This window comes from Flavobacterium ginsenosidimutans, assembly GCF_037478105.1.
Lineage (GTDB): Bacteria > Bacteroidota > Bacteroidia > Flavobacteriales > Flavobacteriaceae > Flavobacterium > Flavobacterium ginsenosidimutans.
This window is the reverse complement of sequence record NZ_CP147988.1, coordinates 3725243-3751943: the sequence shown is the minus strand read 5'-3', so window position 1 is coordinate 3751943 and position 26701 is coordinate 3725243. Positions and strand designations below refer to the sequence as shown.

Annotated in this window: 33 protein-coding genes; 10 read left to right on the top strand and 23 right to left on the bottom strand. The window is 32.0% G+C overall.

The features are described 5' to 3' along the window. Positions 1–24: 24 nt before the first annotated feature. Positions 25–420 carry a VOC family protein gene (locus V6624_RS16555; RefSeq protein ID WP_338839394.1) on the top strand — a complete coding sequence of 132 codons (396 nt, stop codon included), beginning with the start codon at positions 25–27 and terminating at the stop codon, positions 418–420. A 10-nt stretch (positions 421–430) separates the two neighbouring features. Here the strand turns inward: V6624_RS16555 and V6624_RS16550 are convergent, their stop codons facing one another. Further along, the gene (locus V6624_RS16550; protein ID WP_338839393.1) at positions 431–1018 is read right to left on the bottom strand and encodes a hypothetical protein; all 588 of its coding nucleotides are present in this window, start codon (positions 1016–1018) and stop codon (positions 431–433) included. Between the two features lie 94 nt (positions 1019–1112). Here V6624_RS16550 and V6624_RS16545 point away from each other — a divergent pair, with 94 nt between their 5' ends. From V6624_RS16545 to map, 3 genes are all read left to right on the top strand, one after another. Then, entirely contained in the window at positions 1113–1682 is a 570-nt protein-coding gene (locus V6624_RS16545; protein WP_338839392.1) for a Crp/Fnr family transcriptional regulator, read from the top strand. A 77-nt stretch (positions 1683–1759) separates the two neighbouring features. Further along, positions 1760–2497 (top strand): SDR family oxidoreductase, encoded by a 738-nt coding sequence (locus V6624_RS16540; RefSeq protein ID WP_338839390.1) that lies wholly within the window; start codon positions 1760–1762, stop codon positions 2495–2497. Positions 2498–2637: 140 nt separating this feature from the next. Next, the gene (map, locus tag V6624_RS16535) at positions 2638–3402 is read left to right on the top strand and encodes a type I methionyl aminopeptidase (protein WP_338839389.1); all 765 of its coding nucleotides are present in this window, start codon (positions 2638–2640) and stop codon (positions 3400–3402) included. Between the two features lie 51 nt (positions 3403–3453). Here map and V6624_RS16530 read toward each other — a convergent pair whose 3' ends face one another. Together V6624_RS16530 and V6624_RS16525 are read right to left on the bottom strand one after the other, a co-directional pair. Continuing rightward, positions 3454–3873 (bottom strand): serine acetyltransferase, encoded by a 420-nt coding sequence (locus V6624_RS16530; protein WP_338839388.1) that lies wholly within the window; start codon positions 3871–3873, stop codon positions 3454–3456. A 278-nt stretch (positions 3874–4151) separates the two neighbouring features. Beyond that, on the bottom strand, positions 4152–4553 hold the full coding sequence (locus V6624_RS16525) for a VOC family protein (protein WP_338839387.1): 402 nt from the start codon (positions 4551–4553) through the stop codon (positions 4152–4154). Positions 4554–4685: 132 nt separating this feature from the next. Between V6624_RS16525 and V6624_RS16520 the strand changes: the two genes are divergently transcribed. Beyond that, positions 4686–5036, top strand: coding sequence for a DUF2200 domain-containing protein (locus V6624_RS16520; RefSeq protein WP_338839386.1), 351 nt, complete (start codon positions 4686–4688; stop codon positions 5034–5036). A gap of 36 nt (positions 5037–5072) precedes the next feature. Here the strand turns inward: V6624_RS16520 and V6624_RS16515 are convergent, their stop codons facing one another. The 14 genes from V6624_RS16515 to V6624_RS16450 all read right to left on the bottom strand — a co-directional run bounded on the left by V6624_RS16515 (position 5073) and on the right by V6624_RS16450 (position 15888). After that, positions 5073–5630 (bottom strand): DUF4256 domain-containing protein, encoded by a 558-nt coding sequence (locus V6624_RS16515; RefSeq protein ID WP_338839385.1) that lies wholly within the window; start codon positions 5628–5630, stop codon positions 5073–5075. A 12-nt stretch (positions 5631–5642) separates the two neighbouring features. Beyond that, positions 5643–6020, bottom strand: a complete 378-nt coding sequence (locus V6624_RS16510; protein ID WP_338839384.1) for a DoxX family protein — start codon at positions 6018–6020, stop codon at positions 5643–5645. A gap of 6 nt (positions 6021–6026) precedes the next feature. Next, positions 6027–6494: an SRPBCC domain-containing protein gene (locus V6624_RS16505; RefSeq protein WP_338839383.1), complete on the bottom strand. Its 468-nt coding sequence runs from the start codon at positions 6492–6494 to the stop codon at positions 6027–6029. A 3-nt stretch (positions 6495–6497) separates the two neighbouring features. Beyond that, entirely contained in the window at positions 6498–6815 is a 318-nt protein-coding gene (locus tag V6624_RS16500) for an ArsR/SmtB family transcription factor (protein ID WP_008464153.1), read from the bottom strand. Positions 6816–6942: 127 nt separating this feature from the next. Further along, positions 6943–7995, bottom strand: a complete 1053-nt coding sequence (locus V6624_RS16495; protein ID WP_338839382.1) for a linear amide C-N hydrolase — start codon at positions 7993–7995, stop codon at positions 6943–6945. A gap of 173 nt (positions 7996–8168) precedes the next feature. Next, on the bottom strand, positions 8169–9755 hold the full coding sequence (abc-f, locus tag V6624_RS16490) for a ribosomal protection-like ABC-F family protein (protein ID WP_338839381.1): 1587 nt from the start codon (positions 9753–9755) through the stop codon (positions 8169–8171). Between the two features lie 208 nt (positions 9756–9963). After that, on the bottom strand, positions 9964–10329 hold the full coding sequence (locus V6624_RS16485; RefSeq protein ID WP_239455780.1) for a hypothetical protein: 366 nt from the start codon (positions 10327–10329) through the stop codon (positions 9964–9966). A 216-nt stretch (positions 10330–10545) separates the two neighbouring features. After that, on the bottom strand, positions 10546–11478 hold the full coding sequence (locus V6624_RS16480) for a transglutaminase (RefSeq protein WP_338839380.1): 933 nt from the start codon (positions 11476–11478) through the stop codon (positions 10546–10548). Positions 11479–11497: 19 nt separating this feature from the next. Then, positions 11498–12349: a substrate-binding domain-containing protein gene (locus V6624_RS16475; protein WP_111291129.1), complete on the bottom strand. Its 852-nt coding sequence runs from the start codon at positions 12347–12349 to the stop codon at positions 11498–11500. 256 nt (positions 12350–12605) lie between these two features. Further along, positions 12606–13082, bottom strand: a complete 477-nt coding sequence (locus V6624_RS16470; RefSeq protein ID WP_338839379.1) for a DUF4265 domain-containing protein — start codon at positions 13080–13082, stop codon at positions 12606–12608. Next, positions 13082–13474: a VOC family protein gene (locus tag V6624_RS16465; protein ID WP_338839378.1), complete on the bottom strand. Its 393-nt coding sequence runs from the start codon at positions 13472–13474 to the stop codon at positions 13082–13084. Before V6624_RS16465 ends, V6624_RS16470 begins: the two co-directional genes overlap by 1 nt. A gap of 17 nt (positions 13475–13491) precedes the next feature. Beyond that, entirely contained in the window at positions 13492–14364 is an 873-nt protein-coding gene (locus V6624_RS16460) for a nucleoside phosphorylase (protein WP_338839377.1), read from the bottom strand. Between the two features lie 133 nt (positions 14365–14497). Continuing rightward, positions 14498–14830 carry a translation initiation factor gene (locus V6624_RS16455; protein WP_263523113.1) on the bottom strand — a complete coding sequence of 111 codons (333 nt, stop codon included), beginning with the start codon at positions 14828–14830 and terminating at the stop codon, positions 14498–14500. A gap of 107 nt (positions 14831–14937) precedes the next feature. Then, complete coding sequence (locus V6624_RS16450; RefSeq protein ID WP_338839376.1) at positions 14938–15888, bottom strand: isopenicillin N synthase family dioxygenase; 951 nt, start codon at positions 15886–15888, stop codon at positions 14938–14940. Between the two features lie 189 nt (positions 15889–16077). Here V6624_RS16450 and V6624_RS16445 point away from each other — a divergent pair, with 189 nt between their 5' ends. Continuing rightward, the gene (locus V6624_RS16445; protein WP_338839375.1) at positions 16078–18054 is read left to right on the top strand and encodes a dehydrogenase E1 component subunit alpha/beta; all 1977 of its coding nucleotides are present in this window, start codon (positions 16078–16080) and stop codon (positions 18052–18054) included. 81 nt (positions 18055–18135) lie between these two features. On the opposite strand, the gene V6624_RS16440 is transcribed toward V6624_RS16445, so the two are convergent. The 4 genes from V6624_RS16440 to V6624_RS16425 all read right to left on the bottom strand — a co-directional run bounded on the left by V6624_RS16440 (position 18136) and on the right by V6624_RS16425 (position 20605). Next, positions 18136–19107 (bottom strand): zinc-binding alcohol dehydrogenase family protein, encoded by a 972-nt coding sequence (locus V6624_RS16440; RefSeq protein ID WP_338839374.1) that lies wholly within the window; start codon positions 19105–19107, stop codon positions 18136–18138. A gap of 77 nt (positions 19108–19184) precedes the next feature. Beyond that, the gene (locus V6624_RS16435; protein WP_111291113.1) at positions 19185–19760 is read right to left on the bottom strand and encodes a Crp/Fnr family transcriptional regulator; all 576 of its coding nucleotides are present in this window, start codon (positions 19758–19760) and stop codon (positions 19185–19187) included. Positions 19761–19769: 9 nt separating this feature from the next. Continuing rightward, complete coding sequence (locus tag V6624_RS16430; protein WP_338839373.1) at positions 19770–20192, bottom strand: hypothetical protein; 423 nt, start codon at positions 20190–20192, stop codon at positions 19770–19772. A 5-nt stretch (positions 20193–20197) separates the two neighbouring features. Then, positions 20198–20605, bottom strand: coding sequence for a glyoxalase (locus tag V6624_RS16425; RefSeq protein ID WP_111291109.1), 408 nt, complete (start codon positions 20603–20605; stop codon positions 20198–20200). An 83-nt stretch (positions 20606–20688) separates the two neighbouring features. Between V6624_RS16425 and V6624_RS16420 the strand changes: the two genes are divergently transcribed. After that, positions 20689–21108 (top strand): hypothetical protein, encoded by a 420-nt coding sequence (locus V6624_RS16420; protein WP_111291107.1) that lies wholly within the window; start codon positions 20689–20691, stop codon positions 21106–21108. 185 nt (positions 21109–21293) lie between these two features. Here the strand turns inward: V6624_RS16420 and V6624_RS16415 are convergent, their stop codons facing one another. Next, entirely contained in the window at positions 21294–22550 is a 1257-nt protein-coding gene (locus V6624_RS16415) for a mechanosensitive ion channel family protein (RefSeq protein ID WP_338839372.1), read from the bottom strand. Next, positions 22543–22827, bottom strand: coding sequence for a DUF3817 domain-containing protein (locus V6624_RS16410; RefSeq protein WP_338839371.1), 285 nt, complete (start codon positions 22825–22827; stop codon positions 22543–22545). The genes V6624_RS16415 and V6624_RS16410 overlap by 8 nt, the downstream gene beginning before the upstream one ends. Before the next feature lie 104 nt (positions 22828–22931). Here V6624_RS16410 and V6624_RS16405 point away from each other — a divergent pair, with 104 nt between their 5' ends. From V6624_RS16405 to V6624_RS16395, 3 genes are all read left to right on the top strand, one after another. Further along, complete coding sequence (locus tag V6624_RS16405; RefSeq protein ID WP_338839370.1) at positions 22932–23465, top strand: DUF6155 family protein; 534 nt, start codon at positions 22932–22934, stop codon at positions 23463–23465. A gap of 109 nt (positions 23466–23574) precedes the next feature. Further along, positions 23575–25113, top strand: coding sequence for a DEAD/DEAH box helicase (locus tag V6624_RS16400; protein ID WP_111291099.1), 1539 nt, complete (start codon positions 23575–23577; stop codon positions 25111–25113). Positions 25114–25293: 180 nt separating this feature from the next. Next, positions 25294–26628, top strand: coding sequence for a DEAD/DEAH box helicase (locus tag V6624_RS16395; protein ID WP_338839369.1), 1335 nt, complete (start codon positions 25294–25296; stop codon positions 26626–26628). Positions 26629–26701 lie beyond the last annotated feature (73 nt).

Genomic DNA, 26701 nt, shown 5'->3' with positions numbered 1-26701 from the left:
AAAAATCAATTAAAGCTAAAGTTTATGAAAACTAAAATGATATGGGGCAATTTGGTTTCTCACGATTTACAAAGAACGATTCAATTTTATACAGATCTGGATTTCAAACAAAACGGACAAGAAACAAAAGAATTGGTAAGTTTTGTTTTTGGAGAAAATGATTTTGTAATTAACTTTTTTGCTCCAAAAAGATTAGAAGATGCTATAAAAGGAAAACTCGTAAATGCCAATAACGAAAATGAGATTATATTTTCTTTGTCGGCAAGCAGTGTAGAAGAAGTGGATCTTTGGTACAAAAAAATAAAAGAAATTGGAGGAACTATTTTCTCAGAACCTGAGAATTTTGAAGTTGGCTACACTTTTGGTTTCTCAGATCCTGACGGACATAAATTTAATTTTTTGTATTGGCCAGGAATGTAATTTAAATCCATTATTCGTCGTCAGACGCACAATATTCATTATAGAAGAAGACCATATCTTTGATATTCTCTTTGGTGAATTTCTTGTTATTGATTCTTTCTACCACTTTTTTACAATCTCCAAAGTATTTTTTTGCTCTTAAATTAAAGCTAAATTCAATATCTATTGCGTAAGGTTCACTTTTACGTTTTACATAAAAAGCTTCAGACATTGTCCAAACTACATCTTCATCAGAAGGTAATTTTCCAATTGGTAAATTTGTATTTCTACCTCTGTAGTGTGCTTTCGCGTATCTATACAGATTTACATTTCCTTCTTCAACAACTTGCAGTAATTTTGGTTTTGAATGTTCAAATTCAACGTATTCAAACTTTTCAGAATATCCATAACCAGAAAAAACTAGACCTTTTGCAAAATCATAACTCCATTTATCTGCTTTGTCTTCTTGTTTAACTTTAAAATAAATGGCATTATCTTTTATTTCAGCAAAGCCTTGAATGGAACTGCTATCATTAAAAATTATCGATGCTTCTCTATAATCCTGACCAAATCCCAGATTAATAAAAAGTATAAATAGAAGCTGTTGAATTAATTTCATTATTTTCTTTTCTGTCTGCTAATATAAATATATCTACAGTATTTTTTTGCCATATGGCAAATTCTCAATAAAAACTTATGATTAACTTTCGTGCATGAAAGAATTAGTAAATTACATATTACAGTTTGGCAATTTAAATCAGCAGCAGATTGATTTAATTTTGACGAAAGCCAAAGAAAAAGAACTCAAAAAAGAAGAATATTTTTCTGAAGCTGGAAAAATCGCCGCCGAAGTTGGATTTATCGTTGACGGAATAATGCGTGTTTGTTACTACAATAACAAAGGCGAAGAAATCACAAAATATTTTATTGACGAAAATAATCTGGTTGTAGATTTAGAAAGCTTTGACAATAATATTTGCTCATCGGCTTATGTTCAAGCTGTGACAGACTGCAAAGTTATCGTGTTTTCTAAAGCCGGTTGGCAGGAATTATTGGATACAATTGTAGGCTGGGACACGATTGTGCATAAAATAATTTCTAAAGCATTGATTCAGAAAGTAGCCAGAAGAAGTCCGTTGGTTTCAGAAGACGCCACAACTCGTTATTTGTCATTTATGGAAATGTTTCCAAAAGTAATCAATCGTGTTCCGCTTTCTTATTTAGCTTCTTATCTCGGAATTACACAATCTTCTTTGAGTAGAATTAGAAAAAACATCCGTTAAATCGCTTTTTGTCATATGGCAAATGTTTTTGTTTTTTATCGGCGGAACTTTGCTTAAGATAATTTAAAAAGATAAAAATGAAAACAGTATTAATTACAGGCGCAAATAGAAGCATTGGTTTAGAAACAGCTAAACAGCTTTCAGAAAAAGGATTATTTGTTTATTTAGGAACTCGCGATCTTGCAAAAGGCGAGGAAGCGGTAAAAGAATTAAGCGAAAAAGGATTTCAAAACATTCAAGCCATTCAAATTGATGTTACAAATGCAGAAAGTGTTTTGGGTGCGAAAGAAATAATAGAGAAGGAGCAAGGCAAATTGGATATTTTAATCAATAATGCGGGGATTTTAGGAGATGTTCCGCAAGATCCTTCTACAACTTCTATAGAAAATATTCAAAAAGTTTTTGATACGAATTTCTTCGGAGTGATTACCGTTACGCAGACTTTTCTTGACTTATTGAAAAAATCAGATAGTCCAAGAATTAGCAATATTACATCAGGCCTAGGTTCGCTGACTCTTCATAGTGATCCCACATGGAAATATTATGCTATAAAAGCGATTTCTTATGTTTCTTCAAAAACAGCTTTAAATGCTTTTACGGTTACTTTGGCTCACGAATTAAAAGATTTACTGTTTAAAGTAAATTCAATCGATCCAGGTTATACCGCAACCGATTTTAATCATCACAGTGGCCCAGGAAGTGTTGAAAGCGCAGCAAGTTTTATTATAAAACATACTTTATTAGACGAAAATGGACCAACTGGAAAGTTCTTCAGTAATGATATTGAAGACGAAAGCGAAGAAAGTCCGTGGTAAAAATTAAATTTGCAGAACTTAAAACCCTCATGACTTTCTTAATTTATGAGGGTTTTAGCATTTAAATAACGCTTTGTTTTAAAGAAAAGAGGTAATTTAGTCCGCAATTCGTTTGAATAGAAATTATTAAAGAAAATAGCATGTCAATAACAACAGAAGCAGAATTAATCGGAATGAAAAAAGCGAGTGAAGCTGTTGCTTTCACTTTAAAAGAAATGAGAAAATTTGCCAAGCCCGGAATGTCTACAAAAGAATTAGACGATTATGGCGGACAAATTCTCAACGATTTAGGAGCTAAATCTGCACCGTATTTGACTTATGGTTTTCCGGGTTGGACTTGTATTAGTGTGGATAACGAATTTTGTCACGGAATTCCGTCTGATAAAAGAATTTTACAAGAAGGAGATTTAATCAACATTGATGTTTCTGCAGAATTAGACGGTTTTTGGTCAGATAACGGAGGTTCTTTTGTTATTGGATCTGATGTAAACGAGCATCAAAAATTGGTTGAAGCTTCAAAAGATATTTTACACAAAGCTATTTATAACATCAAAGGCGGTGTTCGCATTTCAGATATCGGATTTTTAATTGAAACTGAAGCTAAAAAACGCGGCTATAAAGTGATAAAGAATTTAACTGGACATGGAGTAGGGAGAAGTCTTCACGAAGCGCCACACGAAATAGCAAATTATAGAGATCGTTTTAATCAGACAAGATTTAAGAAGAATTCTGTCGTTGCGATTGAAACTTTTATTTCTACAACTTCAACTTATGCAGAAACGTTGCAAGACGGCTGGACAATGGTTGGAAATAAAGGCGGATTTATGGCGCAACACGAACATACAATTGTTGTAACTGAAGGAAAACCAATTATTCTGACCGAAATGAATGAAATTTGGAATTAAGAAAATATATAAAATAAAAGCTCCATTAGAAATATTGGAGCTTTTATGTTTTTAAACCGATTTATTTTGGTTATTAAATTCATTAACTAAATTTTTATTCGCTTCAATTATCTTACTTGGATGTATCATATTTCGATTGAATATAAAATCGTAATTCATGTCTTTTGGTTTGAATTTATTTACTCCAAAAGCGACACTATTTGGCGGAATGTCTTTCGTAATAATAGAACCTGCACCAATAACAGAATTTTCTCCAATTACTATTGGACCCAAAATTTTAGCTCCATCGGCAATTATAACATTTTTAGCAATAATAGGATTTCCAACATTTTCCCATTCATTACTAATTTTATTATACTTCAAATTAGCTCCAATTGAGACGTTTTGAAAAATTACTACATTTTCGCAGATTTTAGAAGCTACAATTGTACACCCGCGCCCGTGATGCGCAAACAAAACACTTTTGTCCATTTCAGCACAATTGATTTCGCAGCAATACAGTTTTTCTAATAAATTAGAAGCAATTTTCCGTAAAAATTTATTCCTTGAATGGCAGTTTATTTCAACCAGTTTATTAAACATATAGAGTAGAGTCTTTTTATTCTTCAATCAACTATCAACTATCAACTATCAACTATCAACAATCAACAATCAACCATTAACTATCAACCATTAACTATCAACCATTAACTATCAACCATTAACTATCAACCATTAACAATCAACCATCAACAATTAACCATTAACAATTAAGCCGGTTCCCAAAGTTCAATTTTATTGCCTTCCGTATCCATTATATGAACAAATTTACCATAATCATACGTTTCAATATCATCTAAAACAGTAACACCATTTGCTTTTAATTGCGCTACAAGTCCTTCGATATTTTGCACACGATAATTGACCATGAAATCCTTTTTAGATGGAGAAAAATATTCATCACCTTTCTTAAAAAGACACCATTGCGTTGATTCAATTTGCTCTGGATTTTCAAGATTTCGAGATTCAAAACTTGCAGAACCCCAATCGTTTATTTCTAATCCTAAATTTTTGGCATACCAATCTTTAGTTTCTTTCGGATTGTCAAGAAAAAAGAAAATCCCACCAATTCCTGTAACTTTTGGCGTAATTTCATTTGAATTATTTTCCATATAATTAGTTATTTAAGATTGTTTAAAGAATGTCATTTTTAAATCTAAGGTATTAAAATATTCATTGCATTTTCCTTTTTTCTTCTTTTGATTTATCTTTACATGAAAGCTTTTATCCTAAAACATAGCATTATGAAAACTGAAAGAATTTATAAAATACTGTTTTCTAGCGTATATCCTTTATACATTCAAAAAGTAGAAAAAAAAGGCCGCACGAAAGAAGAATTAGATATCGTAATTAAATGGTTAACAGGATATACTGACGAACAACTTAAAGATCAAATTGAAAAGAAAGTAGATTTCCAAACGTTCTTTGCAGAAGCTCCAGAACTCAATCCGAATGCTTCTAAAATTACAGGAGTAATTTGTGGTTATCGTGTAGAAGAGATTGAAGATCCATTAATTCAAAAAATGCGATATCTAGACAAATTAATTGATGAAATCGCCAAAGGCAAAAAAATGGAAAAGATTTTAAGAGAATAAAAAAGACCTTCAAAAATATTTGAAGGTCTTTAATTTTTAAACTCTTAACAAACCGCGAAAACCTCTCGCAGCGTAATAAGAATCAGCACCGTTATGATATACAAAAACGGTATTATATCTAAAATCTGAGAATATTGCTCCTCCAAGTTTTCTAATTTCTGGCGGAGTTAAAATCCAACTAGAAGTTTTTGCATCAAATTTTCCTAGCTTTTGAAGTTCTTTATATTGCTCTTCATTCAAAATTTCAATTCCCATTTCCTGAGCCATATTTATAGCGCTGTCAGCAGGTTTGTGCTCTTTTCTTTTTTCAAGCGCTTCGTGATCGTAACAAATGCTTCTGCGCCCTTTGGGACTTTCAGCAGAACAATCTACAAAAAGATATTCATCTGTTTGTTTGTCATAACCAATAACATCTGGTTCACCTTCTGTTCTTTCCATTTCGTCCAAAGACCATAATTTGGATGGATTTGCTTTTAGTTTTGCTTCAACTTTTGACCAATCCAAATTTTCATGACGATTTTTATTTTTCTCAAAACGCTTTTCAAGAATACTTAAAAGTTCCTCTTGCTCGTTTGCTGTCAGTTGTTTTTTCATGATTTTGTGTTTTTAATTAGAACTGCACTTTCTATTTTCAGGTCTGAAATACCAAGAAATTACAGTTAAAACAATTAATAAAATTGGTCCAAAAAGCGCTGAAGCTTCATCTCTTACAGCTAAATGAGAAACTACAGCTCCAGACATTGCAAAGAAAAAACCAGCATAAGCCCATTCTTTCAACAAACCAAACTTCGGAATCAAAATTGCAATTACTCCCAGAAGCTTCCAAACTCCTAAAAGAGTCAAAAAGTAAAGCGGATAGCCTAAATGTTTTATCATTTCTGCTTCTTCTTTTAATGGTATAAGCTGTACAATTCCTGTAGAAGTCATTCCTAAAGCCAGCCAAAGCGTAGCAATCCAATAGATAATTTTATTTCTTTTACTCATAATACGTTATTTTAGTTTAGTTGCAATTTCTTCCAATCTATTATGTGCCATATTTAAGCCTTGGGCAAACGGCAGTTTTAATTGTGTTGTTCTATGCTCGATTGATTTGTAAATAATTTGCATAGTTAATTTACTGGTATCATCTGTTAATTTTTCGAACTCTAAGAATTCTAACTGAGGCGCAAAATTGATGTTATCCATTTCAAAAGTTCGTACTATTTTTTGGTTTGGAACAAAATCATGAAAAACCCCATTTGCTTTAAAAACTACATTTCCATTAGGATCGCTTGTTTCAAACTCCCATCCGCCGTATTTTTTACTTTCAAGTTTTATGACTTTTGTTCCCATCCATTGTGCAACAATTTCAGATTCAGTATGAGCCTTAAATAATAATTCTACAGGCAAATCAAATTCTCTCGTAATCACAAGATCTAGCCTGTCATCTTCCGCATGAATTTTTGTTTTCTTTTCCATGGTTTATTTTTTATAGTTTTTCATAATTGATTCTAATTTATTAAAACGATCATCCCACATTTTTCTAAAAGGCTCGATGAATTTGTCAATTTCTTTCATTTTTTCTGGATTTAAATGATAATAAATTTCTCTTCCGTTTTGTGTCTGATGTAATAGTTCACATTCATTCAAAATCTGAATATGCTTTGAAATCGTCTGTCTAGACGAGTTAAAATTCTCGGCAATTGCCCCAGGAGTCATAGCCTGAATGGCAACTAAACTTAAAATAGCTCTTCGGGTCGGATCAGCTATTGCTTGAAAAACATCTCTTCTAATTTCCATTATGCAGTTATTTGACTGCAAATATAATGAAGTCATTTGACTGCGCAATATTTTTTTTAATTTATTTTTAAAATAAACCCTTCAAACATTTCTATTTGAAGGGTTTATAATTTCATTTTATTTGCTTTTAATCTAATCCAGCGAATTGAAATGGCTTAGTTTCCTTGAAATAACTTAATGAATTTCCAGAATAATTTTCGTTATTAGCCAAACTTAATTTTTTAACTTTTGCTTTTTCGCTAAAGTCAATTTTATTGAATTCCACCCAAATCACATTCGGATTTAAAACATTATCAAAATAATAAACTAGATTTTTTTGATCTGCAACTGTTCGCCAGCGGGTAGAGGAGATGTTTGGTTCGGTTTCTGAAGCAATTCCCAGCGGAACAGAGCAATTTCTAATAACACCAAAGACACTTGCCAGAGCTCGTCTCGTATCATCTGTTTTCGGAATTGCATCTATATAATAAGAAGCTCGCACAAAGCGATCTGCGGCTCTATTGGTACCAGGAAGCATAATAGTTCCGGGAATGCTTTTCCAATAGGTATTTATAGCCAACTGTTCTTCAAAAATTGGAGAATTTGTCATTGTAACATATTTTCGATTGTGATGAATTACCAGTTTGCCATTTATATATTCAAAAATAGCATTATCTCCGCTAGAATCAGAAACAGATAAATGTACCGTTGCAAAAATATTCGTTCCAGGAATATGAGATGAAGCAATAACAAAATCATTCTTTTCTAAAGCAGAAACAGTCTCCGCAACCGAAGAAAAATTGTCTAAAACATATTGAAGCCATAAAGAAACCGCCAAACCTTTTACTTTTCCGTTTTTTTCAAATGCCGGATATTGCGATTCTACAAGCCATAAAAGATTACCAACAAGTCCTTTTTCATTCATTCCGTCAGAAGAAGCTATATCCCAAGAACTTGTAATCACACTGCCATATTTCGATTTCCATTTGATAGAACTAGTTCCAACTTCGCCAGATCGTTCTATACCACGAGGAAAAATCCACAAATTAGCAGGAATTTCTCCACGCCAATCCATTGAACGAGCCGTAATGATTGTTCCATTTAAACCTTCGTAAACAACTCTCGTACAAGGCAAAACAGTTTCAGTTATTAATAAAGTAAAAGCAAGCAGGGCGGAAAAAATTCTGTTTTTTGGTCTCATAAAATTTTAGATTTTAATTAAACGTGCAATTTGAATTTATAAAAAACTTTATTTTTATAACAGATTGAATTTTATCAGTCTTTACTGCAATTTACGGAATTTTAATTTTTTGAATATCAAATTAATACTAAAAGAAAACGCCAAGATAATTCTCAGCGCTAACATTTTTTATTTTACAGCAAAATACTTTTTTCGATATTAATTTGTTCTAAAAACAATTGATCGTGCGAAATCACAAGCAAAGTTCCTTGGTATTCATTGATTGCAGCTGTCAAAATTTCGATATTTTGAATATCCAGATTATTTGTAGGTTCGTCTAAAATTATGACCTCAGGAAATTCATTGCTAATTGTTAGGCAACAGATCATTAAACGCATTCTTTCGCCTCCGCTTAAGGAATTGCAAGGCTTGTCCCAATCATTTCTAGAAAATAAAAAACGATTCAATCTCATTTTGATTTCATGTTCTTCCAAGCCACAATCATTAAAAACCTGGGCTTGTTCATAAATCTTAAGGTCTTGATTTAGCAACGAATAATCCTGATCTATATAAATTGTTTTTTTTGCTAAAGAAGTAACATTTCCTTGCTCTACAGCTAATTTGCCAAGTATAATTTTAATTAAAGTCGTTTTTCCTGATCCATTTTGTCCTTTTATAGCTATGCGATCTCCCGAAAGAATTTCAAAACTTAGATTTTCTTTCCAAAGGAAATGGTCATTGTATTTATAATTTATTTCTAAAGCTTTAAAAATGATTTTTCCTTTATGAAAAGAAGCATTATTAAATCCGAATTTCATCTGATCTATTGCAGGAAGTGAAGAACGTAATTGGCGCAAATCTTCAGAAATACCGCTGATTTTTTCCGCATGAACATCTTTTAATTTCGAACTGCTGTTTTCGGCTTTATTTCGAAGCGTATTCATCATAATTCTGGCAACACCAGATTTCTCCTGCTTCTTTTTACCTTTCGAATCTAATTTGTTTTGGCGTTCAATAGTTTCCCTTTCTTTTTCTTTGGCTTTTTTTAATGCCTTTTCTTTACTCTGAACATCTTGTTCTAAAGCATTATTTTCGATCTTTTTTTGTTCGCTATAAAAACCATAATTTCCGCCGTAGACCGAAATTCCGTTTCTGGACATTTCAAAAGTCTTTTCCAAAATATTCAGAAGTGTTCTGTCGTGACTAACAATAAGTAAAGAACTAGAAGTCGATTTAATAAAATCATAAAGCAACGTTCTTCCTGCAAAATCCAAATGATTACTTGGTTCGTCCAGTAAAACCACATCAGGTTCGTGAATCATAATTCCAGCCAAAAAGACTTTTGTTTTCTGTCCACCGCTTAAAGTTTCCATTTTCTGATTCAGATCTAAGTCGTTAAGTTGCCAGTAAGACAAAGCTTCATTACAACGTTCTTCTATTGTCCAATCGTCATTTAATAATTGCAAATTTTCTTCGGTTACAATGCCTTCAAGTATTTCTTTAAGTGAAGTTAATTTTTCCTTTATTTTTAAAGCCTCGGCAATTGTCAAATCATTAAATTGACCGAATAATTGAGGTACAAAATAAGGTTTTGAGTTTTGATTTATTTGTCCTGAAAATGGTTGTAATTCACCAGAAATGATTTTTAATAATGTAGATTTTCCCACACCATTATTTCCAATTAGTGCGGTTTTATCGTGATTATTTAAGCTAAAACTAATGTTTTGAAACAGCATGTCTTTATTCTCATGCTGATATGAGATATTTTGAAGAATAAGCATAATTCCTTTCTTTTATAGATAAATAATTAAGCAGCCACAAAACTGTGGTTACTTGCTAAATTTTCTGAAAGAAATTATTTTTCACATACCGTAATACTTATTTTAAGAGGAGCAAAGATATTTATTTTAGTTCTAAAAATCAAAAAACCATTCTTAACGATAGAAAAGAATGGTTTTTTAGCATTGAATTACGTTGTAATCCTAATATTTAAATTTTACTAAATGTCAGTTTGGCTTCTTTGGTATCTAGAATTAATTGATCGTCTGTGATAGTACTTTCACAAACATAAGGTGTACCAACTTCATCTTTTATAACGAGTTTTTTACCTTTTTGTGTTAACGCGTAAGTTCCGTCCGTGATTTCACGAAGCAAATATCCGGTAACGTGACCATCTTCAGTAAAAGTAAGCGTTCCGTTGGCTAAAATCGCGTTTTTTGTAGAATCAGAAACAGTTTCTTTGGGTTCTACTGCAGTAACTTTCCATGAATTCACAAGCTTGTCTCTTTTAAGATGGCATGAAACTATTACGACAGCAATTGCAATTACGAGGGTAAATAATTTAAAGTTTTTCATGATTTTGTGATTAAAAGTTAAACAGGAAAAAGTTACAAAAAAAAATGACATTAAAATATTCGTAATCAAATATTTATAAAGATTTTTTTTACTTCTAATTTCAAACTGCCTTTAATCTGAAAAACCTTTGTTTTCGGGAGTTAAACTGATATTCAGTAGATTACAATTATAGTTAAAAAGGTAACTGAATGAGATTTTTGAACTTTTAGAGGTATCTTAATTAAGGGTTAAAGCTCCTAAAATTTCCTCATACATAAACGGCCCTCCAGGGTAAGTTGCTGTGTAATCCAGATTCATCCAAACTTGCCCACGTTCATCTATATGGTAATGAAGTTTTTTACCATAACTCTCTTTTACGAATAATACGTTTTTAATCAGATAATTGACTTTTTCAAGATCAATCATTGAACCAATTAAAATTTCAGGATAAATATGCCCTTTAGTATGAATAAGGCGTGGAGTTCCGCCAATAGAACGAACAGCTGCAGCCATCAAAATAGAGTGATCATCGCAATCGCCTGAGAAATAATCTAAAGATTCACTGGCAGTTGCGATGTAATCACCTTCTTTTGGATCGTTTACATAATTCCATCTGCTGTTGATTTCTTTAAAAACAGCAAAACACTGAATTATAGTGCGATAATCTGAATATCCTCTAATGCCTTTAAAATGTTTCGTTGTTGCCATAATAGCAAAATTTCGCACTTTAGGGTTTTGATATTCTATCGCATTGATAATCTTTGTTTTATTAGGAAACGGAAGTAGTTTTGCTACAATTATATCTTGCGGATATGGATTGTCAGACATGGTGTAAATCATCGAATTATAATCTTCTGAGATTTCACTAAAACCATAATTTCCAATTACAGATCCGTAAAACAGGATTAACAAATAAACTGCAACGCATAAAATAATTATTGTTCTGAGATACATCAGAAGAAAAAATATTGCTGTAAAGACAAATATAAAGATGAATACACGATCTAGATTGAAAGCCCATTCTAAATCGATCAAATTTTGATGCAGTATGATGAAAATCGGAATAGTAATCAAAAGACTCAACAGCGAAATAATAATCCTGTCCCACGGTGATTTCACCTGTAGTTTAGATTTTAACTGCGGAAAGTCAATTTTAGGGAATTTCATCATACGAATCAAAAAAGCAGTATTACAGTGCTTTTACGGTTTCTACAAAAATACTTTTTTTATCAATAATTCCCAGATCAAATAATTGATTTTGAATTTTATTAAAAGACTTTTCGGTTAGGTTTTTCTGTGACCATTGTGTCAATTTCAGCCATTCTTTAATATCCTCAGCTTTTTGATTGAATAGTTTAGACAATTTCTTGTCAATCTCTGGAATTTCTTTAAAATCAACAGTTGTTTTGTTGATGATTTTAAGAATGGTTTCTACCACTTTGGCATTCTTTTTCAAGAACTCGTCGCGTCCTACAATAATAAATGAAGGCCAAGGAGTAGGGCAGTCGTCGATACGTCTAAAAATACCTTTATCTACAAGAGGTTTTGTCATAAAACGTTCCCACATAAAGTAATCGGCTTTTTTGTTTGTTAAAGCATCGACAGCACCGTCAATTGTATTTACTATTTCAAACTGAAGATCGTCCATTTCCCAGCCTTGCTCATTTGCATTCACATAAGCCATTAATTGCGATCCAGAGCCAAGTCTTGAAATAGCTGCTTTTTTGTTTTTTAGATCTTTCAAAGTTTGAAAATCAGATTTTGCGTCAACGTGAATTCCCCAAATTAAAGGAGATTGCACATAAATCTGAACAATTTTGCTCGGATTTCCAGCTGAAATATCTTTCAGAATTCCTTCGGTCAAAATAACAGCTAAATCTGTTTCTCCGTCGCGAAGCATTTGACACATTTTCCCTGTTCCTTCTGGAACATTAGTCCATTGTAAGTCGATGTTCTCTTCTTCAAATTCGCCGTTCTCAATACAGAGATGCCATGGCAAATTGAAGTGTTCCGGAACACCCGCAATTTTGACAGTTTTCATTTATTTTAAGTTTAAGTTAAGTTGCTTGCTTGGTATGCGTATGCGTAATCTTATGATTTAATATGGTTAGCTTTATTTGTTACTCAAAATTATTTAACACATAGAAACATAGCTTTTGCAAATTCTAAAAAAGGCGTTTCACTAATTTCAGTTCATCCCGAAGCTTCGGGACTATGTGTTAAAGCTTGCTTTTTCTATAATCTTTACAGATTCTATAAAAATCTATGTTTCTATGTGTTTAAATAAAATTTTAGTTTTAGTTTTTTAATAAATCTGCTCTGTGTTTTTCTGAAAGGCAAGGCTCAGCAAATTCAATGATATCTTGACTTTCATATTCGTTTAAAAGACTTCTTACTAAAGAATAATCTACATCTTTTGCTATTTCTGCAGCAAAAAAAGTTTCGTTTAAACCTTCCGACAAACAATTTATTGCCTTTAATTTTTCTCGGATAATTTCTTTATCAAAACCTTTTTCCAGAATAGCAATTTGAACAATCGAATTTCCAGAATTCTGAATCGTTTTTCTATGCATGAAACGTTCTTCTGTTTCATCATATTCTGCGTAAAAAATGTCGTCTGTTGCAATTAAAGGGCCAAAAAATGGAATATTATCCAATTTAAAAAGACCTTTTTCTAGATCAATAATTTCTGCCCACATGGTTTCAGATACTACTTCGTCTAAATAATCACTATAGTATTTAAATAATATTTTTTTATGCGTTTCTTGTTCCATTATTCAATTTCACTTATAACAGCTTTTAATGGCGATATAACAATTCTATAACCATCAGGATCCTGAATCATTTTTCCGTTTTCATTCCAAAAAGGATTCAAAGAAGGTATAATTGAAATATTCTGCTGTTTCAATTTGTTTACTAATTTATCGTAATCTGCAATAGTTTTAGGATATAAGACCATAACGTCGTCTTCATCAAAAGTATGTTTTGCCGAAACTTGAGATTGGGTAAATTCAAAATGCCAGTCTAAACCTGGTTTTCCAATAAAAACTCCATCGTAATTATTATGATGCTCGAATCCACCTAATCGTTCAAAACCTAGTATCTCAACATAAAAATTTTCGATCCTTTCTAAGTCGTTAGTATGTCGTGCAACTCGTAAAAACATATCTTTTTGTTTTAAAACTATTTGCTAAAAGCCAATTTATTTAATGTGTAAGCAATTAATTCATCTACAGCTTTATACGGATCTTCACTAAAAGTTCCACTTGCACGATTGGCAATAATAGCATTTAATGATAAAGCATTATGGCCTAAAAGAGCTGATAGTCCGTAAATCGCTGCTGTTTCCATTTCTAAATTAGTAATTTTAGTTTCATTAAAGCTAAAATTATCCATTTTATTATTCAATTCTTCATCTTGAATATTCAATCGCAAAACTCTTCCTTGTGGGCCATAGAATCCGCCAGCAGTTGCTGTGATTCCTTTGAAAATTTGATCTGATTCAATTAGTTTTTCTAATTTCTCAGAACATTGCGTTACATAAGGCTTACCCTTTTTTGAATCCCAATTGGTATGTTTTACAAACGCATCTTCAATTTCTGTGATAGAAACATCATCAATTAAATAGGAGCGAAGCATATTATCTAATCCTAAACCAAATTTTGACATTACAAAACTATCAACTGGAATATCTGCTTGTAAAGAACCCGAAGTTCCAATTCTGATAATATTCAAAGAAGTTAATTCTTCTTTTGGCTGACGCGTTTTTAAATCGATATTTACTAAAGCATCTAATTCATTAAGAACAATATCAATATTATCCGGTCCAATTCCTGTAGAAACGACAGAAATTCTTTTGCCTTTATAAATACCAGTTTGGGTTTTAAATTCTCTTTTTTGAGTTGAATATTCGATAGAATCGAAAAACTGAGTTATTTTTTCTACTCTGTTTTGGTCACCAACAAAAATAATGTCGTGTGCTATATGTTCAGGACGAAGGTTTAAGTGGTAAACACTTCCGTCTGGGTTTAGTATTAATTCTGATGATTGAATCATTTTTTTTTTTAAGTTTCTAAGGTTCTGAGATGCTAAGGTTCTAAGTTTTTTTGTTTAAAGTTTCAAGTTTCATGTTTCATGTTTCATGTTTCATGTTATTTGGAAAACTTGAAACTTTAAACGTGAAACTTTTCTAGCCTCCAACTCTTTTGGTTTTAAATCCTTTTTCTTTTAAGATTGCCATAATTTTATCTCGATAATCGCCTTGAATTATAATTGAATCATCTTTAAAAGTTCCGCCAACACTTAATTTGGTTTTGATTTCTTTGGCTAAGATTTTAAAATCTTCGTCAGAACCTTCATAACCTTCAATAATTGTGGTTGCTTTTCCTTTTCGTTTTTCAAATTTACAGATCATTGGCTCTTTCTGAACGTAAAGAACATGTTCTTGTTCTTCAACTTGTTCTGGCTCATTTGATTCAACATGCTCTGGAAATAAATTCTTTAATTGATCTTTTAAGTCCATAAAACTATTTTAAATTCTAAATATAGTGAGTTTTTAAAAATTAAATTCCAAATCCCAAAAAAATAGTTTTGGAATTTGGAATTTTAAATTATTGAAGATTGAAAAGGTTATTTTTTGATTAAACCTAACTCTACCAAACGCTCATATAAAAACTCGCCAGCAGAAATATCTTCGTATTTTTTCGGATTTTCTTCGTCAATACAATTTTCTAAACAATCCAAACGCATATCGCTTACTGGATGCATGAAAAAAGGAATTGAATAACGAGAAGTTCCCCATAATTCTCTTGGTGGATTTACCACTTGATGAATCGTAGATTTTAATTTATTGTTAGTGTGTCTAGACAACATATCACCAACATTAATTACTAATTCATCATCTTCAGCAATCGCATCAATCCAATCGCCATTATGATTCTGAACTTGCAATCCTTTACCTTGAGCTCCCATTAATAAAGTGATCAAATTGATATCACCGTGAGCTGCTGCACGAATTGCGTTTTCTGGTTCAGAAGTAATCGGAGGGTAGTGGATTGGTCTTAAAATTGAGTTTCCTTCTTTTGCATAATTGTCAAAATAAAACTCATCTAAACCTAAATGTAAAGCTAAAGCTCTTAAAACATAAACTCCAGTTTTTTCTAGTTTTTGATACGCATCTTTACCAACTGCATTAAAACGTGGTAATTCGGTAACTTCAACATTGTCTGGGTATTCTGAAGCCCATCTTGAATCTTTGTCAACGTATTGACCAAAATGCCAAAATTCTTTTAAATCTCCTTCTTTGCGTCCTTTAGCATGTTCTTTTCCAAAAGAAACATAACCTCTTTGTCCACCGATTCCAGGAATTTCATATTTATGCTTAGTTTCTATTGGCAAGGAGAAGAATTTTCTAATTTCTCCATAAAGTTCGTCTACCAATTGATCATCAAGAAAATGACCTTTTAAGGCTACGAAGCCAATGTTTTCAAATGCACTGCCGATTTCATTTACAAATTTTTGTTTACGTTTCGGGTCGTCCGAAAGGAAATCACGTAAGTCTACACTAGGAATGTTTTGCATACTTTACATTTTTTATTTAAAGAAGAAAGGTGTCATAAGCACCTTTCGCTAACAAAGGTAGATAATATTTTAGAAAATAATCTTAAGCCTAGCCCTTAAAAGCAAATTTCTGATTAAAATTTTAATTCAGAATCCAATAAAATTGCCGTAAATTGTTATATTTGAAACACCAAAAAAAGAAAAAAATACATGATTTTTTACCGACAAAACCTTACCAATACTGAATTATTAGATTTATATAAAAAAATATTAAAACCTAGATTGATCGAAGAAAAGATGCTGATCTTGATTCGACAAGGAAAAGTTTCTAAATGGTTTTCTGGAATTGGCCAAGAAGCAATCGCTGTTGGAGTTACAGCCGTTTTAGATCAATCAGAATATATACTTCCAATGCACCGAAATCTTGGTGTTTTTACGACAAGAGAAATTCCTCTTCATCGTTTATTCTCGCAATGGCAAGGAAAAGCAAATGGTTTTACAAAAGGCCGTGATAGAAGTTTTCACTTTGGAACACAAGAATACAATATTATAGGAATGATTTCGCATTTGGGTCCGCAATTAGGAATTGCTGACGGAATTGCTCTTGCGAATAAACTTCAAGACAATAAAAAAATCACAGCTGTTTTTACTGGAGAAGGCGCAACAAGTGAAGGAGATTTTCACGAAGCTTTGAATATTGCAGCGGTTTGGAAACTGCCAGTAATGTTTGTGATTGAAAATAATGGTTACGGACTTTCAACACCAACAAACGAACAATATGCTTGCGAAAACCTTGCAGATAAAGGAATTGGTTACGGAATTGAAAGTTGGATTATTGATGGAAATAACATTGTTGAAGTTTATAACAAATTATCTCAGCTAAAGAAAGAAATGCAAGAGAATCCGCGTCCTGTTTTGTTAGAGTTTAAAACTTTCAGAATGCGCGGGCACGAGGAAGCAAGTGGTACAAAATATGTTCCTCAGGATTTAATGGATCAATGGGAATTGAGAGATCCTGTTACAAATTATAGAAAATATTTGGTTGAAAACGGAATTCTAACTACTGAACAAGACGAGCAATTTCACGCTGAAATAAAAAAAGAAATTGATGAAAATTGGGCAATGGCAAATGCAGAGCCTGAAATCGAACCAACTTACAGTGGAGAATTAGATGATGTTTACAAACCATTTCAATATGAAGAATATACACATAATTCTGATACAAAAAATATTCGATTTATAGATGCCATCCGCAATGGTTTAGAGCAATCTATGTGGCGTCATAGAAATTTAGTAATTATGGGGCAAGATATCGCTGAATATGGCGGAGCCTTTAAAATTACTGATGGTTTTGTTGATGCTTTTGGAAAAGACAGAATACGAAATACGCCAATTTGTGAAAGTGCTGTTATTTCGACTGGAATGGGATTATCAATCAATGGCTATAAAGCAATTGTGGAAATGCAATTTGCTGATTTCGTTTCAACAGGTTTTAATCCAATTGTAAATTTATTGGCTAAATCTCATTACCGCTGGGGCGAAAATGCCGATGTTGTTGTTCGTATGCCTTGTGGCGGAGGAACTCAAGCTGGTCCATTTCATTCTCAGACAAATGAAGCTTGGTTTACTAAAACACCTGGTTTAAAAGTAGTTTATCCAGCATTTCCTTATGACGCAAAAGGATTATTGAATACAGCTGTAAATGATCCAAATCCGGTTTTATTTTTCGAGCATAAATTATTATACAGAAGTATTTATCAAGATGTTCCAACTGATTACTATACCATTCCGTTTGGAAAAGCGGCTTTACTAAAAGAAGGCTCTAAAGTCACAATTGTTGCTTTTGGCGCACCAGTTCACTGGGCTTTAGATACTTTAGCAAAACACCCAGAAATCGATGCTGATTTAATTGATTTAAGATCGTTGCAACCTTTAGATACTGAAACAATCTTCGCTTCAGTTAAGAAAACAGGAAAAGCTATAATCTATCAGGAAGACACAATGTTTGGTGGAATTGCAAGTGATATTTCGGCTTTAATTATGGAAAATTGTTTCGAATATCTTGACGCTCCAGTAAAACGTGTAGCAAGTCTAGATTCTCCAATTCCGTTTACAAAAGCACTTGAAGATCAGTTTTTGCCTAGAGATCGATTTGAGGAAACCTTATTAGAGTTGCTAAGATACTAAGTTTCTGAGATGCTGAGTTGCTAGGATGCTAAGAAAAAACTTAGAATCTTAGAATCTTAGCAACTTAGAACCTTAGAAGCTTTAAATAACAACCACTAATCGCTTTCCATCTGGAACTTCTGCGTTCCACATTTTTTCAATATCTGAAATTTTCACTGTTTCAATATTTATTTTTAATATATTTTTAGAAGCCAAAAGAAACATTTCAGGAAGTATTTCAGAAAATAATAATTTGACTTCATCTTTTGTCCAGCTTCCTAATCCTGAACCAGACAACTGAAGATCAACGCTTCGCAAAATCTGTGCAGATAACTGAATAGTATCTCCAGACATGGAACCGATATTTACAAAACGAGTTTTAGGAGTGAAATTTCCATTTCCTTTTAATACAGAAAGAATAAGTTCTGCAGAAGAACCCCATAAATAATCAATTACAATATCAATTGGAGTATTTTGATGACTTTCTTTTAATTGAGAAAAAATCACTTCATCACTTTGCTTTAGAGAAATAATTTCGTCAGCACCCAATTCTACAAGGTTTTCAAGAGTTTTTTCATTTCTTCCGGTAACGATTATTTTCTTAGCTCCATAATACTTAGCGATTTGAACTGCCAATTGGCCTGTAAAACCAGTTGCTCCGTTTATCAAAACCGTTTCGCCTGGTTTTATTCCAGCCCTAAAACGAAGTGCCATTACAGAGCCTGCAATTGCATTTGGCATCGCTGCGGCTGTTGCATCATCAATTCCGTCAGGCAAAACTACCATTCGGCTTTTCTCTACTAAAGCTTTATCAGCGATTGTTCCTGAGATTCCGCGGGCGTAAACTCTTGTTCCGTTTTCTAAAACGCCAATTCCGTCGCTTCCTACTACAAAACCGTTTTGATTTTCTTTTTCTGAAGAATAATGTTTTCCACTTGCAATTCCTTTATCCAAATTTGTAATAGCTACGGCTTTTACCGAAACTAAAACTCCGTTTTCATTGGATACAATTGGTTCTGGAAATTCTGTATATTTTGGCGATTCGCCTTTTTTGCAAACTACTGCTGCTTTCATAATTATTAAATTTTATGAAGCAAAATTAGAAAGCCGTTTATGGACAAACGATAACATTTGTTATCAAATGAAAAAGGCTATTTATTCTGAAGCAATTTACTTTTAATTCGACTTAAATGCACCGTACTAATACCTAAATAAGACGCAATATAATGCTGTGGAACTCTTTGAACAATTTGAGGTTTTTCTTGAATTAAACTAAGATAACGCTGAGCAGGAGAATCTTTTATGAAAGAAAAAAAGTGTTTCATATAATCAAAAGTTCTTTGAAAAAGCATATCAATCAAACGATCTCTCAACTCCGGAATTTCTTTGATTTCTTCAATTATAATATCAAGATTTTCTTTGTGAATCCACCATAAAACAGAAGGTTCAATTGTTTCAACTACAGCTGGACTTGGAAATTTCTTCATAAAACTTTCGATCGAAGCCACGCTTTGATTTTCAAAAAAGAACTGTGAAGTCAGATCTTTTCCGTTATTATTAAACCAAACTCTTATACAGCCTTTTTCAATTATAAAAAGCTTTTTTGAAATTTCACCTTCTTCTAAAAGCGTTGTTTTAGCAGGAACTTCAATTCGATTAAAATGACCGACATATTCGTTCCATTTTTCTTCTGATAAAGGAAATTTGTTTCGGAATTGCTCAAACATGTTTTCAAATTATAAGTTCCAAAAATAGGTTACAGCTTTTATCAAAATTACTATTCCAATAAAATAGTAAATCGCATAAAATCCAACATCAAGTGAGCTAAATAAAAATATAAAAGATAGATAAGGATAGCTATCAACAAGTATTTTATATATCCTATTTATTTTTAAATCTTTAAATTCATATAGGATAAATTTATTCTTAGCATTGTCAAAATATCTTAGATTTAGAATTGATACAATCATACCAAGAGCGCTAAAACTGTAAAAAGCAATATCATTAAATGACTTAAAAAATAAAGAATATAAAGTCAATATATTTATTAAAAAAAGAATAGATAAAAATCTAGCGGTTGAAGATTCTGCCGAAGTCTTATTTGTTTTCGAAATAATTTCATAAGTACGAAAGTACAGATAATGGTATGCTTTAGTCATTATTGTTATTTAGAATCAGATTCCACTTCAAAAAGTTGCACTTGACTTTTCAATCTTTCAATTAATAAATTCATCATTCGTTTATTTAAATTAGATGAATTTTGAATATAAGTATCATATTCGTCAAGCGTAAAAAGTCCCATTACGATTCCTTTTAGAGAATTTCGGAACTTAATATCTTTCTGAATTGAATTTTCAATAGTTTGTAGTTTCTTCTCAACCGAATAAGAATAAAAATCACGCTTGTTCTTATTGATGTAATTAATAAAAACTGCAACAAACAAATCGTTTTGGAGTTTAAAAATCGGCCTGATTGTTTGGTTTTGAAATAACTCATCTGGTGAAGATTGAGCACTTACAGTTCCTAAAGTTTCGCCTCTGAATTCTTTTAAAAAAGTGTCTCTATCTTCCATGGGGTTTTGTTTTTAGTTTTCTTTAAAGTTAACTAAATATTCCAACAGTAAAAACCTATTTTTGTTTTTATAAAAAATAAATTATGCGATTATTTCTGTTTCTCTGTTTATTATTCGCTTCTTGTAATTCTAAAGAAGACAAAGAAAAATATAACCGTGCTTTATATCGTGCTGTAAATAATAAAGATACAGCTGTTTTAGATATTCATATAAATAACAAACGCTTTTACGGACGCTATGAAATTTCGCATTATGGAACTGGAAAAGATTCTGGGGATGTAAGAGGAGATTTAAGAGGCGATACGCTTCGCGGAGATTATCACTATATTTCTTTTGGCGGAGCATGGAAAAGAGTCCCTTTAGCACTTTTAAAGAAAGACAATAAACTTTATTTGGGAAAAGGAGTAATTGGAACTTATTTTAATCTTCCATGTTATGTTCCCGAAGTTCCAATTGACTATAAAAATCCAGAGTTTCTTTTTGAAAGAATAGAGAAGGAGTAGTTTTGTTTCAAGTTTCAAGTTTCAAGTTGAAGTGGTTTGTGTATATTTTAAACGCAAAGCACGCAAGTTTTTTTATAAGCTGTATTTAGTATAAACGCAAAGTTCGCAAAGCTTTGTGTAAAAACTTTGCGAACTTTACGTTCCCGATAGCTATCGGGATAGCGTTCTTTGCGGTTAAAAAAACTCTATTCTAATTTGCCAATCTGAGAAGGCAATTCAAAAATTTCAAGATCAAAATATCTTACTGATGCCATCACATGATCGAAAATATCGGCCATGATATATTCGTAATTTGCCCAACGTTTATCACTCGAAAAAACATAAATTTCCAAAGGAACTCCATGTGCTGTAGATTGTAATTGTCTGCAAATGATATGCATATTCTTGTTCAATCCAGGATGATCGGTTAAATATTGAATAATGTATTTTCGAAATAAACCTAAATTGGTCATGTTTCGGCCATTTAGCGAAAGCGTTTTATCGATTCCTCTAAGATCATTGTATTTATCAATTTCCGCTTGACGGCTATCAATATAAGATGCTATAAGTTGTACTTTTTTTAATTGATGCAAATCTTCATCATTCAAAAAACGAATTGTACTGCTTTTTATTAAAATGTGTCTTTTAATGCGTCGCCCTTCCGATTTTTGCATACCGCGCCAGTTCTGAAAAGAATCTGAGCTTAAAGCGTAAGTTGGAATTGTGGTTATCGTATTGTCGAAATTTCGAACTTTTACGGTTGTCAAATTAATTTCGATTACATCTCCATCAGCACCAAATTTATCCATTGTAATCCAGTCGCCAATGCGAACCATGTCGTTTATAGCAACCTGAACACTCGAAACAAATCCAAGAATTGTATCTCTGAAAATCAAGATAATAATCGCTGAAAGTGTTCCTAAAATGGTTAATAATTCGCCTTTTTTAATTCCGAATAAAGTCGAAATAATCATAGCAACTCCGAAAATCCAAAGGACAATCATAATAACCTGAACAAAGCTATCAATTGGCTTGTCGCTGTATTCTGGTTTTTGTTTTAAATAATCGCGTAATGAATTAAAAACCGTTCTAACGATCCATAATCCAAGCAATACGATATAGATACCTACAATTTTTCCGAAGATTGATTCCCAGTATTCATATCGATCTAAAATAACGGGAACTGCTTTATAAATAAAGAAAAACGGAATTAGATAAGCTGTATATCTAGTAGTTTTATTCTGAATTAAATAATCATCAAATTTTGTTTTAGTACGTTGAGCGAAAATGGCTGTCAGAGTAACTAAAACGAATTTGGCCGCGTAATAAATGACGTAAGCCAATGCTATTAAAATAGCGATATTAAAAATTAAACTGGTATAAGACGCAACATTACGGCTCATTCCCCAATCTCTAAAAATAGGATATAAAAAATTGAATATTTTCTCCAAAAGCTTATGCATTTTCCAAATACTTTTTCTCTATGTAAAAAGTTCCAAACGGAATAAGGGAAGCAACTAAAATGATTCCGAATGTTTTTAAATCCCAATTCATGGATTTTTTCAATAAAAATGCTAAAAGAATATATCCAATAAATAAAACACCGTGTGTCATTCCTAACGGACGTAATAATGTATGATAAAGTTCAGGATTATTGTTTTTGATAATCAACATATTAGCAAATAATACTAAATAAGAGATTCCTTCTAAAATGGCTGTAACTTTGAAAATCTTGAGCATATTGGTATTTTTTAAGTTTTATGCGGGCAAAATTAAGTAATATCGTTGGTTTTTCGGATATTTATAAAGAAAGTAATTTACTTTTGTAACCTTAAGTTTTGAGAATGAGTAAAAGAGATTTAAAAAAATATTTAGGCGAATTAACCAAAGAGCAATTAGAAGAACAATTGATAGAATTGTATGAGAAATTTGCTCCCGTAAAAGTCTATTATGACTTTGTTTTTAATCCAAAAGAAGATAAATTGCTTCAGGAGGCAAAGGTCAAAATCTCACAAGAATATTTTCCGATCAAAAAACCTGGAGCAAAATGGCGTCCAAAAGCGAAAATGAGAAGGTCGGTTGCACAAAAACTTATTAAGCATTTCATGATGCTTGGAGTAGACCCTTATATAGTGGCAGATATTATGCTTTATAATATTGAGATCGCTCAAACTTATTCTTCGCAAAATTATATTAAACAGGATTTATTCTATAAAAGTATCTTTAATTCTTTTGAACAAGCTGTTAATTTTATCATCTCAAATGGCATTTTTAATGATTTTAAATTACGAATTAACTCAATTTACGAGGAAATTTTACAGCAGAAATGGAAAAATAAGTACGATTTTGAGGTGATTTTGGACAAAATTGACCACTAAAAGGCTTTCTCATAAAAAATCTTTATTTAAAAAAAACATTTATTTTAGGTTAAAATAAGATGAATAACTGTTTTTTAGATGTATTTTTGCAAAAATCCAAAAATAAACAATGTCTCAAAACACTTTAGAAATACAAAGAGAAGAGAAGAAAGAACTGTATGCATACCAAAAAGGCGATATTGACGCTATTTTTGACCGTTTAGACAACGCTCCTCCTAAACACCACTTATTGTATCAGCTTCCAACTGGAGGAGGAAAAACAGTAATATTTTCTGAAATCGTTCGCCGCTATTTATCTCATAATGATAAAAAAGTGGTTGTTTTAACGCACCGTATCGAACTTTGTAAGCAAACTTCAAAAATGTTAACTGGTTTTGGCGTTACAAACAAAATAATCAATAGTAAAGTTAAAGAATTGCCAGATCAAAATGATTTTTCATGTTTCGTGGCAATGGTTGAAACTTTAAAAAACCGTATTAATGATGAAAAACTTCATTTAGATAATATCGGTTTGGTTATTATTGACGAGGCACATTACAACTCATTTAGAAAACTATTAAACTCATTCAAAAATGCTTTTATTCTTGGAGTAACAGCAACGCCTTTGAGTTCAAATATAAAATTACCAATGCACCAAAGCTACCACGAACTTATTGTGGGAGACACTATTGGTTCATTAATCGACAAAGGATTTTTGGCTAAAGCAACAACTTATAGCTATGATGTTGGTTTGACTTCGTTAAAAGTTGGTATCAATGGTGATTATACAGTAAAATCATCAGATGATTTGTATACCAATACATTGATGCAGGAAAAGTTGCTTCACGCGTATACAGAACGTTCTTTAGGAAAGAAAACGCTAATTTTCAATAATGGTATTCATACTTCATTATATGTTTATGAAACTTTTAGAGAAGCAGGTTACGATATCAGACACTTAGACAATACAAGTAGTTCTGAAGAGCGTAAAGACATTTTACAGTGGTTTAAAAAGACTCCAGACGCAATTTTGACTTCTGTTGGGATCTTGACAACTGGTTTTGATGAGCCAACTGTTGAAACTATTATTTTGAACAGAGCAACAAAATCGTTGACTTTATATTTCCAAATGATTGGTCGTGGTTCTCGTAAATTACCTGGAAAAGACGAATTTACAGTTATCGATTTAGGAAATAATGCTGCTCGTTTTGGTTTATGGAGCGATCCTGTAAACTGGCAGCACATTTTTAAATCACCGGAGTTTTATTTAGAAAACTTACGTGATGATCACGAAATTGAGATGTTCTTTAAATACAGCATGCCACCGGAACTACGCGCGAAATTTAGCAAAACAGCTGATGTTAGTTTTGACGTTGATGAAGAACACAAATTAATCATAAAACAAAATCTTCGTTCTAAAGTAGTTTTAGACAAATCTCTTGATCAGCATGCAGGAATGTGTGTAGATAATACAGAAACGCTTCAGGAAGCAAAAATGCTGGCTAAAGAATTAGAAGATGATATCGAAGATCGTATCAAACGTTATTCTAAATGTTTGAGCCAATGCAGTAAAAACTATCGCGAATGGCTGGTTGACGATTACAAACAAAGATTAACTTTATTAATCGGTAAAAAGTATCGTGAGAAAATCATGAACGAACCGGATTGATTTTTGAGTTAAAAAAGTTTAAAGTTTCAGGTTTCATGTTTCAAGTTATTGAAATCTAAAACATTATCATAATTTATAAAAGGAGAAATAGCATTTCAAAGTAAATGTGATTTCTCCTTTCAACTTATTAAGTTTTTGGTGTAACTTGAAACCTGAAAACTTGAAACAAAATTAAAGAACATGTCTAAACCATTCTCAACATTAGGAATTTCGGCTCCAATTTTAAAAGCTTTAAGCGAATTAAACATTGTTGAACCAACAGAAATTCAGCAAAAAGCAATTCCCTTATTTTTGAGCGAAACTCACGATATTGTTGGTTTAGCCAAAACTGGAACAGGAAAAACTGCAGCATTTGGATTGCCATTATTGCAATTGGTAAATTCAGAATCGACAACAGTTCAAGCTGTAATTTTAGTTCCGACAAGAGAGTTAGGACAGCAGATTTTTAGAAACTTAGAAAGTTTTTCAAAACATATTCCAAATATTTCAATTGCGTCAATTAGTGGAGGAACTCCAATAAAACCTCAAATCGAGAGATTAAAAGAAGGCGCTCAAATTGTTGTCGCAACTCCAGGACGTTTAATTGATTTGATTCAGCGAAAAGCAATCGACATCAAAAAAGCTGAATATTTAGTTTTAGACGAAGCTGACGAAATGGTGGCGATTCTTAAAGAAAGCTTAGACGAAATTATCGCTGAATTACCTAAAAAACACCGTACTTTATTATTCTCGGCTACACTTCCTGGAACAATTAAACAATTGATTCAGAATTATTTGAATAAAAATGTAGTTCAAATAAGTGCCAGCATGGAAATTGTTGGAAACGAAGGAATTGATCACGAATATATTGTGGTAGATCCAATTGAAAAGCTTGAAGTTTTAATGCATTTCTTAAATTCAAGAGATGGCGAAAGAGGAATTATTTTCTGTAAAACCAAAGCAGCAGTTAATAAATTAGCTAAAAATCTGGCAATTAATAAATTTTCTTCGGGAGCGCTTCATGGAAGTTTGACTCAAGGAATTCGTGATCGAATTATGGAACAATTTCGTGAAGGACATATTAATATTTTGGTTGCAACCGATTTGGCTGCGAGAGGTATTGATGTAAAAGAAATCTCATATGTGATTAATTATCACTTGCCTGACACTTACGAAAACTACGTTCATAGAAGCGGAAGAACCGCAAGGGCAGGGGCAAAAGGACTTTCTTTAACTGTTTTACAACAGGAAGAAGTTTTTGAAATTGCTGATTTCAAAAGAGAACTAGGAATTAAATTTTCTGAATTCAAAAAACCATCAGCAGCAAGTCTTGAAGAAAACAATATGCTTTTATGGGCAAAACAGATCTTTAAAACAAAACCTAATCATGAACTTTCTGGGGATTTAAAAACGAGAGTAAAAACAGTTTTTCATCATTTAACCAAAGAGGAACTAATCGAGAAATTAATGGCAAGTTATGTCCTACAGAACAAAATCGATATAGTTGATAAAACAGTTAAAAAATTCAAAAAGTAAATAATATGACTTTTGTCATTGTATATTAAAGTTGTACTTTTATAAGGAAATATTCTATAATCCTATTAATTAC